19 protein-coding genes are annotated in these 16197 nt (G+C 73.3%); 14 read left to right on the forward strand and 5 right to left on the reverse strand.

Translation table 11 applies throughout. From position 1 onward, the window contains the following. The first annotated feature begins 39 nt into the window (after positions 1 to 39). The 5 genes from BR98_RS31725 to BR98_RS37160 all read left to right on the forward strand — a co-directional run bounded on the left by BR98_RS31725 (position 40) and on the right by BR98_RS37160 (position 5258). Complete coding sequence (locus tag BR98_RS31725; RefSeq protein WP_035850263.1) at positions 40 to 1083, forward strand: aspartate-semialdehyde dehydrogenase; 1044 nt, start codon at positions 40 to 42, stop codon at positions 1081 to 1083. Between the two features lie 263 nt (positions 1084 to 1346). After that, positions 1347 to 2540, forward strand: a complete 1194-nt coding sequence (locus tag BR98_RS31730; protein ID WP_035850265.1) for an NYN domain-containing protein — start codon at positions 1347 to 1349, stop codon at positions 2538 to 2540. A gap of 85 nt (positions 2541 to 2625) precedes the next feature. Beyond that, positions 2626 to 3579, forward strand: a complete 954-nt coding sequence (locus BR98_RS31735) for an ABC transporter ATP-binding protein (RefSeq protein WP_035850267.1) — start codon at positions 2626 to 2628, stop codon at positions 3577 to 3579. 2 nt (positions 3580 to 3581) lie between these two features. Next, a complete protein-coding gene (locus BR98_RS31740) occupies positions 3582 to 4394 on the forward strand; it encodes an ABC transporter permease (RefSeq protein ID WP_407639548.1) in 813 nt (270 codons plus the stop codon). 36 nt (positions 4395 to 4430) lie between these two features. After that, entirely contained in the window at positions 4431 to 5258 is an 828-nt protein-coding gene (locus BR98_RS37160) for a hypothetical protein (RefSeq protein WP_063774870.1), read from the forward strand. On the opposite strand, the gene ybaK is transcribed toward BR98_RS37160, so the two are convergent. Both ybaK and BR98_RS31755 read right to left on the reverse strand, forming a co-directional pair. Then, on the reverse strand, positions 5211 to 5702 hold the full coding sequence (gene ybaK / locus BR98_RS31750; protein WP_035850271.1) for a Cys-tRNA(Pro) deacylase: 492 nt from the start codon (positions 5700 to 5702) through the stop codon (positions 5211 to 5213). The two genes, BR98_RS37160 and ybaK, sit on opposite strands and share 48 nt — an antisense overlap. Positions 5703 to 5716: 14 nt before the next feature. Beyond that, complete coding sequence (locus tag BR98_RS31755; RefSeq protein ID WP_035850274.1) at positions 5717 to 6445, reverse strand: LON peptidase substrate-binding domain-containing protein; 729 nt, start codon at positions 6443 to 6445, stop codon at positions 5717 to 5719. Positions 6446 to 6572: 127 nt separating this feature from the next. Between BR98_RS31755 and BR98_RS31760 the strand changes: the two genes are divergently transcribed. Continuing rightward, entirely contained in the window at positions 6573 to 7151 is a 579-nt protein-coding gene (locus BR98_RS31760) for a Uma2 family endonuclease (RefSeq protein ID WP_035850276.1), read from the forward strand. A gap of 4 nt (positions 7152 to 7155) precedes the next feature. Here the strand turns inward: BR98_RS31760 and BR98_RS31765 are convergent, their stop codons facing one another. Further along, positions 7156 to 7665: a DinB family protein gene (locus BR98_RS31765; protein ID WP_035850277.1), complete on the reverse strand. Its 510-nt coding sequence runs from the start codon at positions 7663 to 7665 to the stop codon at positions 7156 to 7158. A 17-nt stretch (positions 7666 to 7682) separates the two neighbouring features. After that, positions 7683 to 9482 carry a hypothetical protein gene (locus BR98_RS31770; protein WP_051970559.1) on the reverse strand — a complete coding sequence of 600 codons (1800 nt, stop codon included), beginning with the start codon at positions 9480 to 9482 and terminating at the stop codon, positions 7683 to 7685. Positions 9483 to 9575: 93 nt separating this feature from the next. Here BR98_RS31770 and hisD point away from each other — a divergent pair, with 93 nt between their 5' ends. Genes hisD through hisF form a run of 8 tightly spaced genes read left to right on the forward strand, consistent with a single transcriptional unit; the run spans position 9576 to position 15345 of the window. Then, a complete protein-coding gene (gene hisD / locus BR98_RS31775; RefSeq protein ID WP_035850281.1) occupies positions 9576 to 10883 on the forward strand; it encodes a histidinol dehydrogenase in 1308 nt (435 codons plus the stop codon). Further along, the gene (locus tag BR98_RS31780; protein WP_232247740.1) at positions 10880 to 11977 is read left to right on the forward strand and encodes a histidinol-phosphate transaminase; all 1098 of its coding nucleotides are present in this window, start codon (positions 10880 to 10882) and stop codon (positions 11975 to 11977) included. The genes hisD and BR98_RS31780 overlap by 4 nt, the downstream gene beginning before the upstream one ends. 5 nt (positions 11978 to 11982) lie before the next feature. Continuing rightward, the gene (gene hisB, locus BR98_RS31785) at positions 11983 to 12576 is read left to right on the forward strand and encodes an imidazoleglycerol-phosphate dehydratase HisB (RefSeq protein ID WP_035850285.1); all 594 of its coding nucleotides are present in this window, start codon (positions 11983 to 11985) and stop codon (positions 12574 to 12576) included. Further along, positions 12573 to 12725, forward strand: a complete 153-nt coding sequence (locus BR98_RS40610; RefSeq protein WP_035850287.1) for a hypothetical protein — start codon at positions 12573 to 12575, stop codon at positions 12723 to 12725. The genes hisB and BR98_RS40610 overlap by 4 nt, the downstream gene beginning before the upstream one ends. 20 nt (positions 12726 to 12745) lie before the next feature. After that, entirely contained in the window at positions 12746 to 13387 is a 642-nt protein-coding gene (hisH, locus tag BR98_RS31795; RefSeq protein WP_035850290.1) for an imidazole glycerol phosphate synthase subunit HisH, read from the forward strand. A gap of 19 nt (positions 13388 to 13406) precedes the next feature. After that, positions 13407 to 14132: a bifunctional 1-(5-phosphoribosyl)-5-((5-phosphoribosylamino)methylideneamino)imidazole-4-carboxamide isomerase/phosphoribosylanthranilate isomerase PriA gene (gene priA / locus BR98_RS31800; RefSeq protein ID WP_035850294.1), complete on the forward strand. Its 726-nt coding sequence runs from the start codon at positions 13407 to 13409 to the stop codon at positions 14130 to 14132. After that, complete coding sequence (locus BR98_RS31805; protein WP_035850298.1) at positions 14129 to 14578, forward strand: RidA family protein; 450 nt, start codon at positions 14129 to 14131, stop codon at positions 14576 to 14578. The genes priA and BR98_RS31805 overlap by 4 nt, the downstream gene beginning before the upstream one ends. Then, positions 14575 to 15345 carry an imidazole glycerol phosphate synthase subunit HisF gene (gene hisF, locus BR98_RS31810; protein WP_035850302.1) on the forward strand — a complete coding sequence of 257 codons (771 nt, stop codon included), beginning with the start codon at positions 14575 to 14577 and terminating at the stop codon, positions 15343 to 15345. Before BR98_RS31805 ends, hisF begins: the two co-directional genes overlap by 4 nt. Before the next feature lie 9 nt (positions 15346 to 15354). Here the strand turns inward: hisF and BR98_RS31815 are convergent, their stop codons facing one another. Beyond that, a complete protein-coding gene (locus BR98_RS31815) occupies positions 15355 to 16182 on the reverse strand; it encodes a hypothetical protein (protein ID WP_157538010.1) in 828 nt (275 codons plus the stop codon). Positions 16183 to 16197 lie beyond the last annotated feature (15 nt).

Here is a 16197-nt window from a genome sequence, read left to right on the forward strand (position 1 = left end):
AGGCAAGATGGGTCAGAGCAGGTAGACCGAGGAGGAAGAATGAAGATCGGCATCGTGGGGGCCACCGGTCAGGTGGGCGGCGTGGTCCGGGAGATCCTGGCGGAACGCGGCGCCCTTCTTGGGCAGATCCCGGTGACGCAGCTGCGGCTGTTCGCCTCGGCCCGCTCGGCCGGCAAGACGCTGCCCTGGCAGGGCCAGGAGGTCACCGTCGAGGACGCCGCCACGGCCGACTACACCGGTCTGGACATCGTGATCTTCTCGGCCGGCGGCGCCACCTCCAAGCAGCTGGCGCCCAAGGTGGCCGCGGCCGGCGCCGTGGTGATCGACAACTCCTCGGCCTGGCGCCGCGACCCCGAGGTGCCGCTGGTGGTCGCCGAGGTCAACCCGCACGCGATCGCGAACCGCCCCAAGGGCATCATCGCCAACCCGAACTGCACCACCATGGCCGCGATGCCGGTGCTGCGCCCGCTGCACGCCGAGGCCGGGCTGACCGCGCTGGTCGTCGCCACCTACCAGGCGGTCTCCGGCAGCGGCGTGGCCGGCGTGGCCGAGCTGCAGGAGCAGACCGCCAAGGTGGTGGACGGCGCGGCCGCCCTCGCACTGGACGGCTCGGCGGTGGAGTACCCGGAGCCCAAGGTCTACGCCCGCCCGATCGCCTTCAACGTGGTCCCGCTGGCCGGCTCGCTGGTGGACGACGGTCTGAACGAGACCGACGAGGAGCAGAAGCTGCGCTTCGAGAGCCGCAAGATCCTGGAGATCCCGGAACTCAAGGTGGCCGGCACCTGCGTCCGGGTCCCGGTCTTCACCGGCCACTCGCTGCAGGTGCACGCCCGGTTCGCCGCCCCGCTCAGCCCCGAGCGGGCCGTGGAACTGCTGGCCGACGCGCCCGGCGTGGAGCTCAGCGACATCCCCACCCCGCTGCAGGCGGCCGGCCAGGACCCGAGCTACGTGGGCCGGATCCGCCGGGACGAGACGGTGGAGCACGGGATCTCGCTCTTCATCTCCAACGACAACCTGCGCAAGGGCGCAGCCCTCAACACCGTGCAGCTGGCCGAGCTGGTCGCGGCCGAGCTGGTGGGCTGAGCCGAGCCGGTGGGCCGAACAGCAGCCCGGAAGGGCTGAGCAGTGCCCCGCAAGGGTTGAGCAGTACGAGGCACCCCGCCACCTGGAGGCGGGGTGCCTCGCGCGTTCAGCACGCGCAGCCGGGTGATTCGCGCCGCCTTCGGAGGGTAAAGGTGACCGCAACGGTCCGACCGGGTGCCCACCGGGACCTTGCTCGGGCAGACTGCCTTCAGGCGGCGTCAGCAGCACAGACCAAGGGGGCCGACCGGGAGAAAGGTGCGGATGTGGACCGCTGTGTTGTCCTCGTGGACGCCGGATACCTGCTGGGCGCGTCCGCCAGCCTGCTGGCCGGCGAGCCGTCGAGGTCCCGGGTGACGGTGGACCACACCGCCCTGATCGCCTCCCTGCGCGAACGCGCCGAGGAGGAGACCGGGCTGCCGCTGCTGCGGATCTACTGGTTCGACGCGGCCCCCGAGCGCCGCCCGCTGCCCGAGCACCGGCGGCTGCGGGTGCTGCCCCGGGTCACCGTCCGCCTCGGCGCGCTCACCCGGGCCGAGGGCCGCTGGGTGCAGAAGGGCGTGGACGCCGCGATGCACGCCGAACTCTCCGAACTGGCCCGCAACCGGGCCTGCGCGGACGTCGTCCTGGTCACCGGCGACGGCGACCTGCTGCCCGGGATGATGTCGGCCAAGGAGCACGGGGTGGCCGTGCACCTGTGGGCGCTGCAGGCCGCCGACGGAGACTTCAACCAGTCCGAGGACCTGGTCGGCGAGGCCGACGAGCGCCGGGTGCTGGACCGGGAGTGGATCAACCGCTCGGTGCGGCTGCGCGAGCCGGCCGTGGCCTTCCCGCCGGCCGGGCCGCCGCCGGAGATCGCCAAGATCCTCGCCGCGCCGCCGGCCGTCCGCCCGGCCGCCGCGGAGGCACCCGAGCCGCCCGCCGAACCGCAGCTGCCGGCCGCCGCGCTCAAGGTCGTCCCCACCCCCAAGGACCTGGCCGGACGCACCGCCGCGCATCCGCACCCGCAGCCGCCGGCGGCCGCCGGGGCGAGCAGCGGCCCGGTGCTGCGCTGGTCATCCGACCGCGGCTACGTGGAGCGCCCGGCCGCCGAACTCACCACTGCCGCCGACGCGCTGCCCACCCTGGCCCAGCTCACCACCGCCGAGCAGCGCTGGGCCGACCGCGAGGAGGACATCACCGCGATCGGCGGCGACCCGCACGAGGTCGGCCAGGTCTTCGCCCGCCGCTGGACCGAGCGCCTCGCCGACAAGGAGCGGCTCACCCCCATCTGGTCCGACTACCCGCGGATCCCGCACCGGGTCGACGGGGAACTGCTGCGCTACGCCGCCCGGTTCGGCCTGCTCGCGCACAAGGACGACCAGATCGACGAGCACGACCGGTACGCGATCCGGGCCGGTTTCTGGAAGGAACTCGCCACCCGGGTCCCCGGCGGCGAACTGATCGTGGTCGACGACTGACCACTTCCCGGACGCTCTGACCGCGCTGGTGGCGACCGACCCCGCTGGTGGGGACGGGGGCGATCGGCGCGTAGAGTCTTCGCTCGTGAGTGACGCCCCACTGCCCTGCTGCTCCGTCCGCGGCCTGCGCAAGAGCCACGGCGAGATCCGGGCCAACGACGGGGTCGACCTGGAGATCCACCAGGGCGAGATCTTCGGGCTGCTCGGGCCGAACGGGGCGGGCAAGTCCACCCTGGTGCGCCAGCTCACCGGCCTGCTGCGCCCGGACGCCGGCAGCGTCGAGATCCTCGGCCACGACGTGGTCCGTCACCCCGAACGCGCCGCCCGGCTGCTCGGCTACCTCGGCCAGGAGTCCACCGCGCTGGACGAGCTCACCGTCGCCCTGGCGGCCGAGACCACCGGACGCCTGCGCGGCCTGAGCCGGGCCGCCGCCCGCGCCGAGGCCGCCGAGGTGATCACCGAACTCGCCCTGGAACCGCTCGCCTCCCGCCCGCTCGCCAAGCTCTCCGGCGGCCAGCGCCGACTGGCCTGCTTCGCGGCCGTCCTGGTCGGCGAGCGCCCGCTGCTGGTCCTGGACGAGCCCACCACCGGCATGGACCCGGTGGCCCGGCGCGCCGTCTGGACCGCCGTCGACCGCCGCCGCAGCGAGCGCGGCACCACCGTGCTGCTGGTCACCCACAACGTCATCGAGGCCGAGACCGTGCTCGACCGGGTCGCCGTGCTGGACGAGGGCAGGGTGATCGCCTGTGACACCCCGGGTGGACTGAAGGCGCTGGTGGACGGCGACGTCCGGCTCGACCTGGTCTGGCGCACCGAGGCCCCGCTGGAGGTGCCCGCCGTCGCCCGGCTGGCCGAGCGCGCCGAGCGCAGTGGCCGCCGCTGGACCCTGCGCACCACCCCGGAGGAGGCCAGGGAGCTGGTCGCCGCCGTCACCACCGGGCCGGCCTTCGCCGCCCTGGACGACTTCACCCTGGCCACCGCAAGCCTGGAGGACGCCTACCTCCGGCTCGGCGGCCGCCACGGAGGACTGGCGAAGTGACCGTGCTCACCCCATCCACCACCCGGACACCCTCGCCGTCCCACCCGGTCACCCCCGCCCCGCTCGGCCCGGCCGCCCGGCTGCTGCCCGCGCTGGCCGCCGTCTACCGGGCCCAGCTGGCCCGCGCCAAGGTGGCCCGGATCCCGTTGATGTTCGTCGCCACCTTCCAGTCCGTCGGCATCCTGGTGATGATGCGCGGCGTGGTGGACAGCGGCGACAACCCGTCGGCCCGGGCCGTGGTGGCCGGCTCCAGCGTGCTGGTGGTGGCCTTCGTGGCGCTCAACCTGCTGGCCCAGTACTTCGGCCGGCTGCGCGCCACCGGCGGCCTGGACCACTACGCGACGCTGCCGGTCCCCGCCGCCTCGGTGGTGCTCGGCTCGGCCGCCGCCTACGCCTCCTTCACGCTGCCCGGGGCGCTGGTCACGGCCGGTTTCGGCGCCTGGCTCTTCGGCCTGTCCTTCGCCCACCTGTGGGTGCTGCTCGCGGTGGTCCCGCTGGCCGGCGCCGCACTCGCCGGCCTCGGCGCCACCCTCGGGCTGCTCGCGCCCCGGCAGGAGATCGCCACCATGCTCGGCCAGCTCGGCATGTCGGCCGCGCTGCTGCTCGGCGTGCTGCCCGCCTCGCACCTGCCGCAGGCCGTCCGCCTGCTGCGCGACCTGCTGCCGTCCAGCTACGGCGTGGACGCCTTCGCCCGCAGCTTCGCGGCCGCCCCCGCCTGGCCCGCCGTCCTCGGCGACCTGGCCGTCTGCGCCGTCGTCGGACTGCTCTCGCTGACCCTGGCGACCTACTCCTACCGCCGCGCCACCACCCGTTAGCGCTGCGCCGAGGCACGGCGTGAAACGATGGACCCCGTGACCGAACCGAACACCCCCTTGGACGGCGAGCTGCTGCTGCCGCCCCCGCCGGCCAAGCCCTCCCTCCTCGCCCGGCTGCCCGGCGAGCTCGGGCTGGGTGCCCTGATCGGCGTCTGCTGCCTGCTGCTCGGCCTGCTGATGGGGGCGATGTGGTACTGGCTGGCGCCCGAGGTGCCGCTGGTGGTGCACGGGCAGTCGGTGCTCTACATGGACCCGGAGGGGGAGCAGCGGGCCGGTGCGGACGGCACCTTCGTGCTGCTCGGCCTGGGCTTCGGCCTGGTCACGGCCACGGCGGCGTTCCTGGCCACCCGGCGGCGCGGCGGCGGCATCGCGGTGGCGGTGTCGCTCGGCGCGGGCGGCTTCCTCGCCTCGCTGATCGCCATGTGGCTCGGTGTCGCACTCGGCCCCACCACGGACCTGGCCGCCGCCGCCCGGCAGGCAGGGGACGGGCACAGCTTCAACGAGGCGCTGGGGCTGCAGGCCAAGGGCGCGCTGTTCGCCTGGCCGATGTGCGCGATGGTGGCGCTGCTGGCGCTGACCGCCACCTTCGGCAAGCGGGAGCAGGACCCGCCGCCGTACTGGGCCGGACCGCAGTGGTCGCCGATGGGGGCGCCCGACGCGGCGGCCGACCCGTGGGCTCCGCCGGCTCCGGTCACCCCGCCGGGTGCGCAGGCGCCGCCTGTCGCGGATGCGCCGCCGGTGACCGACACGCCCCCGGCCACACCTCCTGCCACGCCCCCGGCCACACCCCCTGCGCAGCCCGGTCCGCCCGGTGCTTCAGCGTCGGCTGATCTCGGCGCTGACGGCTCCCGTCAGACGCAGTAGGTCCCCCGGCGCCAGCTCCACCTCGAGGCCGCGGCGCCCCGCCGACACGTAGATCGTCGGGTGCGCCAGCGCGCCGGCGTCCAGCACCGTGCGCAGTGCCTTGCGCTGCCCCAGCGGCGAGATGCCGCCGCGCACGTACCCGCTGCTGCGCTCGGCCGCCGCCGGATCGGCCATCGCGGCCCGCTTGCCGCCGACCGCCGCCGCCAGCGCCTTCAGGTCCAGCTGCCCGGCCACCGGCACCACGCCGACCGTCAGCGCGCCGTCCACCTCGGCCACCAGCGTCTTGAACACCCGCTCCGGGTCCACCCCGAGCGCGGCGGCCGCCTCGCCGCCGTAGGAGGCGGCCGCCGGGTCGTGCGGGTAGGCGTGCACCGTGAAGGCCACGCCCGCGGCCTCCAGCGCCACCGTCGCCGGGGTGCCCTTGCCGCCGCTCTTCTTCGCCATCGCTCGACTCCCCGTCAGTTCGGACTGAACGCCTGCCGGGTCAGCTCCACCGCGGGAACCGACGGCAGCCAGGCCAGCAGCGCGGTCTCCCGGCGCAGCAGCTCCAGCTCGCCGGCCAGCCGCGCGGCGGTGTCGGGGCAGGCCAGCAGGCGCTGCTTGACCGGGACCTCCAGCACCGAGGCGGCGGCCACCAGGTAGGAGAGCACCTGCGGGTCGTCCGGCAGCTCCTGCTCGCCGGCCAGGCTGGCCTGCCGGGCGCCGGCCAACCGCTTCTGGTACGCCCGGAACGCCCGCTCCACGCCACCGGCCAGCGCCCCGGCCCCGGCGCCCTGCTGTTCCTCGATGGGCTCGCACTCGCCGATCAGGTACGGGCCGCCGGTGTCTACCGCGCGCAGCCGGAACCGGGTGGTGCCGGTGACCAGCAGCTCGTACCGGCCGTCCGCCTGCGGGGTGACCGAGGCCACGTCCGCCACACAGCCGATGTGGTACAGCGCCTCCAGCGGGTCGCCGCTCTCGGTGCCGAGCCCGTCCAGCGGCCCGGCCGGCTTCTCGCGCTCGGTCACCGGAGCCACCTCGCGGCCGTCCTTGATCGCCAGCACGCCGAACCGCCGCGGCTGGTCCTCGGGTTGTGCCAGCAGATCGGCGACCAGCCGCCGGTAGCGCTCCTCGAAGACATGCAAGGGGAGCACCAGGCCGGGGTAGAGCACGGCATTCAGCGGGAAGATCGGCAGCCGTTCTGTCACGGCGCACAGCGTAGCCGCCTGCCGCCCCCTCAGGCTCACCCGTTCAGGCGGGCCGGCCGGACGGGGCTTCGCCGGCCGGGAGCCGTGGCTGCCCCACAACCGGGCTCGTGGGTGGGAGGATGACGGCATGGTCGAGTTCCAGATCCCTGAACGTCATGCGCAGCTTCTTGAGTACGCGCAGACCTTGACGCCGCCGTCGGGTTGGAAGGTCGAGGTGTCGGGCGACGAGATCATCATGATGGCCGGGCCGTCGGTGATTCACCAACGGAACCTGTTGGTCGTGCGTGAGCAGTTCGACGCGCACCGTCCGGGCGATCTGATGCCGAGTGAGAACACCGATCTGGCGTCGCCGAACGTCGGCAAGCTTCGGAACCCCGACCTGACGTACATCCCGTTCTCGGTGGTCGGGCTCGGTGGCAACGAAGTACCGGCAGAGCTGGCCGCGATCGCGGTGGAGATCGTCTCACCGTCGAACCCCGAGAACGACCTGGTCGGCAAGGTCCGCGACTACCCGTTGATGGGGATCCCGGTGTATCTGCTCATCGACCCGCGCGAGGGCACCGTGACGCTTTACTCCGAGCCTGCCGACGGGGTCTACCACCGTCAGTGGAGCGGTAAGTTCGGCGACATCGTGCCGGTCCCCGAGCCGTTCGCGTTCGACCTGGCCACCAGCGAGCTGGTCCGGTACCCCGTTGTCCGGGACTGACGGCTCAGGCGCCGACCTCGCCGTCGATGCCCTCGCGCAGGAGGTCCGCGTGGCCGTTGTGGCGGCCGTAGTCCAGCAGGACGTGGAGCATCACCATGCGCAGTGAGACCTCCTCCTCCCAGCGCGGCTGGTAGCCGGCCGTGTCCAGCGAGTCGAGAGCGGCCTCGACGCGCCGCGAGTGCTCAACTTCCGCCTCCCAGGCGGCGAACGCCTCGGAGCGGGTGGACCCGCTCGCGTCGTAGGCGGCCTGGAAGTCCACCTTGTCGGACCAGACCATCGGGGCCTCGTGGTCCTCGAAGGTGCGGCGGAACCAGGCGCGTTCCACCTCGGCCAGGTGGCGCACCAGACCGAGCAGGGTGAGGGTGGAGGGCGGCATCGAGCGCTCGCGCAGCTGATCGTCCGTCAGGCCCTGGCACTTCATCGCGAGGGTGTCGCGGTGGAAGTCCAGGAAGGCGCGCAGCGTTTCGCGCTCGGTGCCGAAGTGGGGCGGGCCGATCCGGTCGTCGGTGGTCATGGGCCCGACCCTATCGACTACCCCCGTTGCAGCACCCGGGTCGCCCCGGTGACCACCGTCGAGGCCAGCACCCAGCCGGTCAGCACCATCCCCGCGCTCAGCCACTGCCCGAAGCCGGCCGGCGCCCACCCGTCCTGGCCGAGGTTGACGATCGGCAGCACCAGGCTGGCCGCGTACAGCGCGGCGTTCCAGTGCGGGTGCTCGTCGGGCTTGACGGGGGCCGGCGGGTGGCCGGTGAACCAGAAGGTGCCGACCGCCCAGGCGGCCAGCAGCCAGAGCGCGGCCCGTCCCGGGCGGTAGCCGTAGCCGACCGTGATGTCCTGCAGCCGGGACCAGAAGCGGCCCGGCAGCGGCAGGGTGCGGGCCCGGCGCTGCTGCTTGGCGTACAGCACGTGGCGGGCGTCGTCGTCCGAGCCGTCCCGGCGCAGCGCGGCGGCCAGCTGCTCGTACGGCTCGGGGTGGAACTTGTCGAGTGCGCTGTCCAGCCAGCTGATCCGGTCCTGGATGGTGTAGTAGGCGCCCTCCGGCGGGCGCAGCGACTCGTAGGCGAAGCCGGTCAGCCGGACCTTGTGGTTGCGCGGCCAGGCCTCGGGGATGTCGACCAGGTTGCCGATCCGGGCCCGGGACAGCGCGACGGTGCCGGTGGGCGGGGTGCGGCAGGTGAACCGCAGCTCGGGGGTCTGGATCCGGCGCAGCGAGAGCTCCTGCTTCTCCTCCAGGTGGAACTCGGCGTTGTTGATCAGGCAGGCGCTCTCGAACCGGGCGTCGTCCAGCCGGACGCCGCCGAAGGCGCGGAACGGGGTGCCGGTGGCCGGATCCTCGCCGAAGTCCTGGCCGTAGACGGTCTCCTCCGGCTCCTCCGGACCGTCGCCGCCCTCGGCCGCCTCGTCCTCGTCGAGGCCCTGCGTCCGCTGGCCGGGCAGCCCGCGGCGGTAGTACGGGCCGGGATTGCCGTGCCCGCGGCTGTACCGGATGTCCGGCACGTTGTTGGCCTGCGCCAGCGCGGCCGCCTCGGCTGCCGCGGTCGCCTCGACGGCCTCGGCCGACTCGGAGCTCTGCGGGGTCCGGCCCACGGCGGTGACGGTGCGCGGGTCGCGCCAGCCGGTCAGGTAGAAGGTGCTGCCGACGCTCAGGCGGGCCGCGTTGAAGCAGTTCGGCTTTCCGGCCCGTCCGTGCAGCTGGGCCCCGCGCAGCGAGAGCCGGCCGCCCACCCGCGCGGTGCGCAGGCTCAGCTCGCCGTCGCACTCCAGCCGGTCGGCCTCGAAGTCCTGGTGCACGGTCAGTCCGTCGGCGGAGAACCCGCGGCCGTACTGGTCGGCGCCCACCGTCAGGTAGTTGGCGATCAGGTCGGTGCCGATCTGCGCGTCGGTCAGCCGCACGCCGTACGGGACGGTGCAGCGGGCCAGCACCAGGTCGCCGGCCGTGTCCAGCCGGGAGGCGTCCAGTCGGGGCAGCCAGCAGCCGTCGATCCGGACGGTGCCGGCGTGCGCCTCGGAGAGCACCGCGCCGGTGTCGAAGTGGCAGTCGTGCAGTTCCACGAAGCTCTCGAACCGGCCGCCGGCCAGCCATAACCGGCCGGTGATCCGGGCGCCGACCAGCTTGAGCCCGCGCACCCGGCCGGGCTCCGGCTCCGGGCCGGCCAGCAGCAGCCGGGCCAGCACGTCGGCGCGCACGGTCCGCTCCAGACCCCAGTCCCCGCCCTTGGCCGGATCGTCCAGCACCGGATCGCCCGCCGACAGGTCGCAGATGTCACTGCGACTGAACGTCCCCCACAACCGCCGCTCGACCGGACTCCAGTCCTGCGGTGCCTCGTCCACCCCGTACCCCCTCGTCAACTGAACGTCTCAGGGTTCGTATCACGGACTGAAATGCGGGGCCACCGATTCCGGCCACTCCTTACACTTGGGCCTGTGATCTCTCGAATCGACCTGCGTGGGTCCACCGACGACCCGCGCGACCTGCTGCCCCGTGCCGAGTTCGACGTGGAGGACGCCCTGGAGAAGGTGCGGCCGATCTGCGAGGACGTACGGCATCGCGGCGTGGCGGCGTTGATCGAGATCACCGAGCGCTTCGACGGCGTGAAGCTGGAGTCCACCCGCGTCCCGCAGGCCGAGATCGCCGCGGCGCTGGAGACGCTGGACCCCAAGGTCCGCGCCGCGCTGGAGGAGACCATCCGCCGGGTGCGGATCGTCCACCGCGAGCAGCGCCGCACCGACCACACCACCCAGGTGGTGCCGGGCGGCACGGTGACCGAGCGCTGGGTGCCGGTGGACCGGGTCGGCCTGTACGTGCCGGGCGGCCTGGCCGTCTACCCGTCCTCCGTGGTGATGAATGTGGTCCCGGCCCAGGAGGCCGGTGTCCAGGGCATCGCCGTCACCTCGCCGCCGCAGAAGGCGTTCGGCGGGCGGGTGCACCCGGCCGTGCTGGCGGCCTGCGAGCTGCTCGGCGTCACCGAGGTGTACGCGGTCGGCGGCGCCCAGGCGGTCGCGATGTTCGCCTACGGCACCGAGGAGTGCGCGCCGGTCAACCTGGTGACCGGCCCGGGCAACATCTTCGTGGCGGCCGCGAAGCGGCTGCTCAAGGGCCGGATCGGCATCGACGCCGAGGCCGGTCCGACCGAGATCCTGGTGCTGGCCGACGACAGCGCCGAGCCCGCCGACGTGGCCGCCGACCTGATCAGCCAGGCCGAGCACGACCCGATGGCCGCCTCGGTGCTGGTCACCGACTCGGTGGCGCTGGCCGACGCGGTCGACGCCGAACTGGTCAAGCAGGTGGCGCAGACCAAGCACCGCGAGCGGGTCACCACCGCGCTCACCGGCAAGCAGTCCGGCACCGTGCTGGTGGACGGCATCGACCAGGGCCTGGCCGTGGCCAACGCCTACGCCGCCGAGCACTTGGAGATCCAGACCCGGGACGCCGCCGCCGTCGCCGCCCGGGTGCGCAACGCCGGCGCGATCTTCGTCGGCCGGTACGCGCCGGTCTCGCTGGGCGACTACGCGGCCGGCTCCAACCACGTGCTGCCCACCGCCGGCTGCGCCTGCCACTCCTCGGGCCTGTCCGTGCAGTCCTTCCTGCGCGGCATCCACGTGATCGACTACAGCCGCGAGGCGCTGGCGGACGTCGCCGCGCACGTGGTCAACCTCGCCGACGCCGAGGACCTGCCCGGTCACGGCGACGCGATCCGAGCCCGCTTCGACTGGACGGTGCCGAACTCTTGAAGATCGACGACCTGCCGGTCCGCGACGAGCTGCGCGGACAGTCGCCCTACGGCGCCCCCCAGCTGGACGTCCCGGTCCAGCTGAACACCAACGAGAACCCGTACCAGCTGCCCGAGCCGCTGGTCGCCCGGATCGCCGAGCGGGTCGCCGAGGCGGCCCGCAACCTCAACCGCTACCCGGACCGGGACGCGGTCGAACTGCGCACCGAGCTGGCCCGCTACCTGACCCGGACCACCGGCTTCGAGCGGACCCGCGAGCAGGTCTGGGCGGCCAACGGCTCCAACGAGATCATCCAGCAGCTGCTGCAGACCTTCGGCGGCCCCGGCCGCAGCGCGCTCGGCTTCGAGCCGAGCTACCAGATGCACGAGCTGATCTCGCGCGGCACCGGCACCCGCTGGATCGCCGGACCGCGCAACGCCGACTTCACCATCGACCTGGACGCGGCCGTGGCGGCGCTCGCCGAGCACCGCCCGGACGTGCTCTTCGTCTGCTCGCCGAACAACCCGACCGGCACCGCGGTGGCGGCGGACACGGTCGTGCGGCTCTACGAGGCCGCCCAGGCGGTCAAGCCGACCGTGGTGATCGTGGACGAGGCCTACGTCGAGTTCTCGCACCGCGCCTCGCTGCTGTCGCTGCTCGACGGCCGCCCGCTGATGGTGGTCACCCGGACCATGTCCAAGGCCTTCGGCGCGGCCGGCCTGCGCCTGGGCTACCTGGCCGCCGACGCCGCCGTGGTGGACGCCGTCCAGCTGGTCCGGCTGCCCTACCACCTGTCGGCCGTCACCCAGGCGACCGCGCTGGCCTGCCTGGAGCACACCGACACGCTGCTCGGCTACGTCCAGCGGCTCAAGGCCGAGCGCGACCGGGTGGTGGACGGGCTGCGCGCGATGGGCCTGGAGGTCACCGACTCGGACGCCAACTTCATCCAGTTCGGTGTCTTCGAGGACCCGCACGCCGTCTGGCAGGCGATCCTCGACCGCGGTGTGCTGATCCGCGACAACGGCGTCCCCGGACGCCTGCGGGTCACCGCCGGCACCCCCGAGGAGAACGACGCCTTCCTGGACGCCGTCTCCACCGTGATCAAGGAGCTGTAATCCGAATGTCCCGCATCGGGCGCGTGGAGCGCACCACCAAGGAGACCTCGGTCCTGGTCGAGATCAACCTCGACGGCACCGGCCAGACCGACATCTCCACGGGCGTCGGGTTCTACGACCACATGCTCGACCAGCTCGGCCGCCACGGCCTCTTCGACCTCACCGTCAAGACCGAGGGCGACCTGCACATCGACACCCACCACACGATCGAGGACACCGCCCTCGCGCTCGGCGCCGCCTTCAAGCAGGCGCTCGGCGACAAGGTGGGCATCTACCGCTTCGGCAACTGCACCGTCCCGCTGGACGAGTCGCTGGCCCAGGTCACCGTGGACCTCTCCGGTCGCCCGTACCTGGTGCACACCGAGCCCGAGAACATGGCGCCGATGATCGGCAGCTACGACGTGACGATGACCCGGCACATCCTGGAGTCCTTCGTCGCGCAGGCGCAGATAGCGCTGCACGTGCACGTCCCGTACGGGCGCAACGCGCACCACATCGTGGAGTGCCAGTTCAAGGCGCTGGCCCGGGCCCTGCGGTACGCCGCCGAGTTCGACCCGCGTGCGGCCGGCATCCTCCCCTCGACCAAGGGCGCACTGTGAGCAAGTCCGCGATCGCACTGATCTTCGTCGGTCTCTTCCTGGGCGGCGGCGTCTACTCGTTCTGGAAGCAGAAGCTGCCCAAGGGCGTCATCGCCGTGCTGGGCATCGGAGCGGTGCTCTGCCTGTCCGCCGGCATCATGCGCCTCTAACCCACGGGAGTAGTCCGGTCATGGGCAAGAACAAGAACGTCGTGGTCCTCGACTACGGCTCCGGCAACCTGCGCTCCGCGCAGCGTGCCGTGGAGCGCACCGGCGCCGAGGTCACCGTCACCTCCGACTTCCAGGCCGCGCTCGACGCGGACGGCCTGCTGGTTCCCGGTGTCGGCGCCTTCGAGGCCTGCATGCGCGGGCTGAAGGCGGTCCGCGGTGAGCAGATCATCGGCCGCCGGCTGGCCGGCGGCCGTCCGGTGCTGGGCATCTGCGTCGGCATGCAGATCCTCTTCGAGCGCGGCGTCGAGCACGGGGTGGAGACCGCGGGCTGCGACGAGTGGCCGGGCACGGTCGAGCCGCTGCAGGCGCCGATCATCCCGCACATGGGGTGGAACACCGTCCAGGTGCCCGAGGGCAGCCGGCTCTTCGCCGGCCTGGACCCGGACACCCGGTACTACTTCGTCCACTCCTACGCGGTGCGCCGCTGGGAGCTGGAGGTCCACAGCGCCCGGATGAACGCCCCGCTGGTCAGCTGGGCCACCCACGGCGAGCCGTTCGTCGCCGCGGTGGAGAACGGCCCGCTCTGGGCCACCCAGTTCCACCCGGAGAAGTCCGGCGACGCCGGCGCCGCCCTGCTCGACAACTGGGTCAACACCCTCTAAAGCCAGGAAGTTGTAGACGATGAGCCGCCTCGAACTCCTCCCCGCCGTCGACGTCCGCGACGGCCAGGCCGTGCGCCTGGTCAAGGGCGCCTCCGGCACCGAGACCTCCTTCGGCGAGCCGCTGGCCGCCGCGCTGGCCTGGCAGAGCGCCGGCGCCGAGTGGCTGCACCTGGTCGACCTGGACGCCGCCTTCGGCACCGGCAGCAACCGCGAGCTGCTGCGCGAGGTCACCGGCGCGCTCGACATCAAGGTCGAGCTGTCCGGCGGCATCCGCGACGACGAGTCGCTGGCCGCCGCGCTGGCCACCGGCTGCACCCGGGTCAACCTGGGCACCGCCGCGCTGGAGAGCCCGGAGTGGGTGGCCAAGGTGATCGCCGAGCACGGCGACAAGATCGCGGTCGGCCTGGACGTGGTCGGCACCACGCTGCGCGGGCGCGGCTGGACCCGCGACGGCGGCGACCTCTACGAGGTGCTGGCCCGGCTCGACTCCGAGGGCTGCGCCCGCTACGTGGTCACCGACGTCAACCGGGACGGCACCCTGACCGGCCCCAACCTCGAACTGCTGCGCAACGTCTGCGCCGCCACCGACAAGCCCGTGGTGGCCTCCGGCGGCGTGTCCTCACTGGACGACCTGCGGGCGATCGCCACTCTGGTGCCGGAGGGTGTCGAGGGATCGATCGTCGGCAAGGCCCTCTACGAGCAGAAGTTCACTCTCGAAGAGGCCCTGGAGGCTGTTTCATCGTGACGGACCGTCAGATCGTGCGCGGCCGGGTCAGTGGGTTCTCCCCCTGGGAGGAGGAGTTCGGCTACGCCCGGGCGGTGGCCGCCGGCGACCATGTGCACGTGGCCGGCTGCACGGCCTGGGTGGACGGCCGGATCGAACGCGAGGGCGACCCCTTCACGCAGGCGCTGACCGCCTTCGGCATCGGGCTGCAGGCGCTCGCCGCGTACGGTCTGACGGCGGACGACGTGGTCCGCACCCGGATGTACCTGACCCACGTCCGGGACGCCGAGGCGGTCGGCCGGGCGCACAAGCAGCTCTTCGACGCCGCCCGCCCGGTCGCCACCATGGTGGTGGTCGCCGGACTGATCGACTCCCGGATGGTGGTCGAGGTCGAACTCGACGCCTACCGCGCCGGGTTGGCGCGCGCCCTGGAATCCCCGGCAGCCCTGGAAGGTAGCGAGCAGTGACCCTGGCCGTACGTGTGATCCCCTGCTTGGACGTGGACGCGGGCCGGGTGGTCAAGGGCGTCAACTTCCAGAACCTGCGCGACGCAGGCGACCCGGTCGAGCTGGCCCGGGCCTACGACGCCCAGGGTGCCGACGAGTTGACCTTCCTGGACATCACCGCCTCGTCCGGCGACCGGGAGACCACCTACGACGTGGTGCGCCGCACCGCCGAGCAGGTCTTCATCCCGCTGACCGTGGGCGGCGGCATCCGGGCCGTCGAGGACGTGGACAAGCTGCTGCGGGCCGGCGCCGACAAGGTGGGCGTCAACACCGCGGCGATCGCCCGGCCCGAGCTGGTCCGCGAGATCGCCGAGCGGTTCGGCCGCCAGGTGCTGGTGCTCTCGGTGGACGCCCGGCGCTGCCCGCCCGGGACCGAGACGCCGTCCGGCTTCGAGGTGACCACGCACGGCGGGCGCCGCGGCACCGGCCTGGACGCCGTCGAATGGGCCGCCCAGGCCGCCGAGTTGGGCGCCGGCGAGATCCTGCTCAACTCGATGGACGCGGACGGCACCAAGGACGGCTACGACCTGGCGATGATCCACGCGGTGCGCGAGCGGGTGCAGGTCCCGGTGATCGCCTCCGGCGGGGCCGGCAAGCTCGCCGACTTCGCCCCGGCCGTGGCAGCGGGCGCCGACGCGGTGCTCGCCGCCTCCGTCTTCCACTTCGGCGACCTGCTGATCCCCGACGTCAAGGCGGCGCTGCGCGAGGCGGGCCACCCGGTCCGCTAGAGCCTGACCTCAGAGGCCGTCCCGCGCCGGGACCGCTTCCTTGGGGACCAGGCTCCAGGTGGCGGTGGTCTCGATGACCAGCAGACCGGAGCGGGGGACCAGCAGGGTGCCCCGCTCCTTCTGGGTGCCGCGGCCGCTGATCGAGCCGGCCTGGGCGAGTTCGGCGGAGAACCCCTGCGGCGGCGGGCACGGGCAGGCGCCCTCGTCCGCGCCGCAGCCGCAGACGAAGCGGATCCGCCACGGCCCGGGCTGCAGCCGCGCCGAGACCAGGACCGGCGCGCCGGTCTCCACCCGCAGCACCTCCGGGCCCTTGCCGGTGCGCTGGTTGCTCAGCCGGATCAGCTGATCCGTCGTCAGCAGGTCCGCCGACCAGCGCCAGTCGCGGCCGTCGGCGCTGACCCTGAGGTGGGTGGCGTCGGGGGCCAGCAGCACCCGACAGGTCCCGCCGCGGTGGGACACCGGCAGTGGGCCGGCCGGCGCCGGCGGCTCGCCGCCACGCAGCACCGTGAGCCGCACCGCGTTCTTGGTGCCGCCGTCGACGCTCAGCCGGACCACGCGCGGGCCGTGTCCGGTGGGCCGGGGGAGCTCGTAGTCCCGCTCGGTGCGGCGTTGGCGGGTGAACCGTCCGGCCAGTGCGGGCACGGTCGGGCGGGCGTCCTCGGGGACGGCGGGCTCCTTCACCAGTCGCACGGCGGCAGCCGGAGCCACCGCGTCCACCACCGGCACGACCGGCTCGCTGGCCACGGCCGCCGGCGCGACCGCTCCCGCCGCCACGGCCTTCGCTGCCGCTGCCCGCCGCTCGGCCTTCCGCGCAGCCAGACGATCAAGAAAGAACACCCGTCCCCGCCCCTC

Origin of the sequence: Kitasatospora azatica KCTC 9699 (assembly GCF_000744785.1) — a bacterium.
Taxonomy (GTDB): domain Bacteria; phylum Actinomycetota; class Actinomycetes; order Streptomycetales; family Streptomycetaceae; genus Kitasatospora; species Kitasatospora azatica.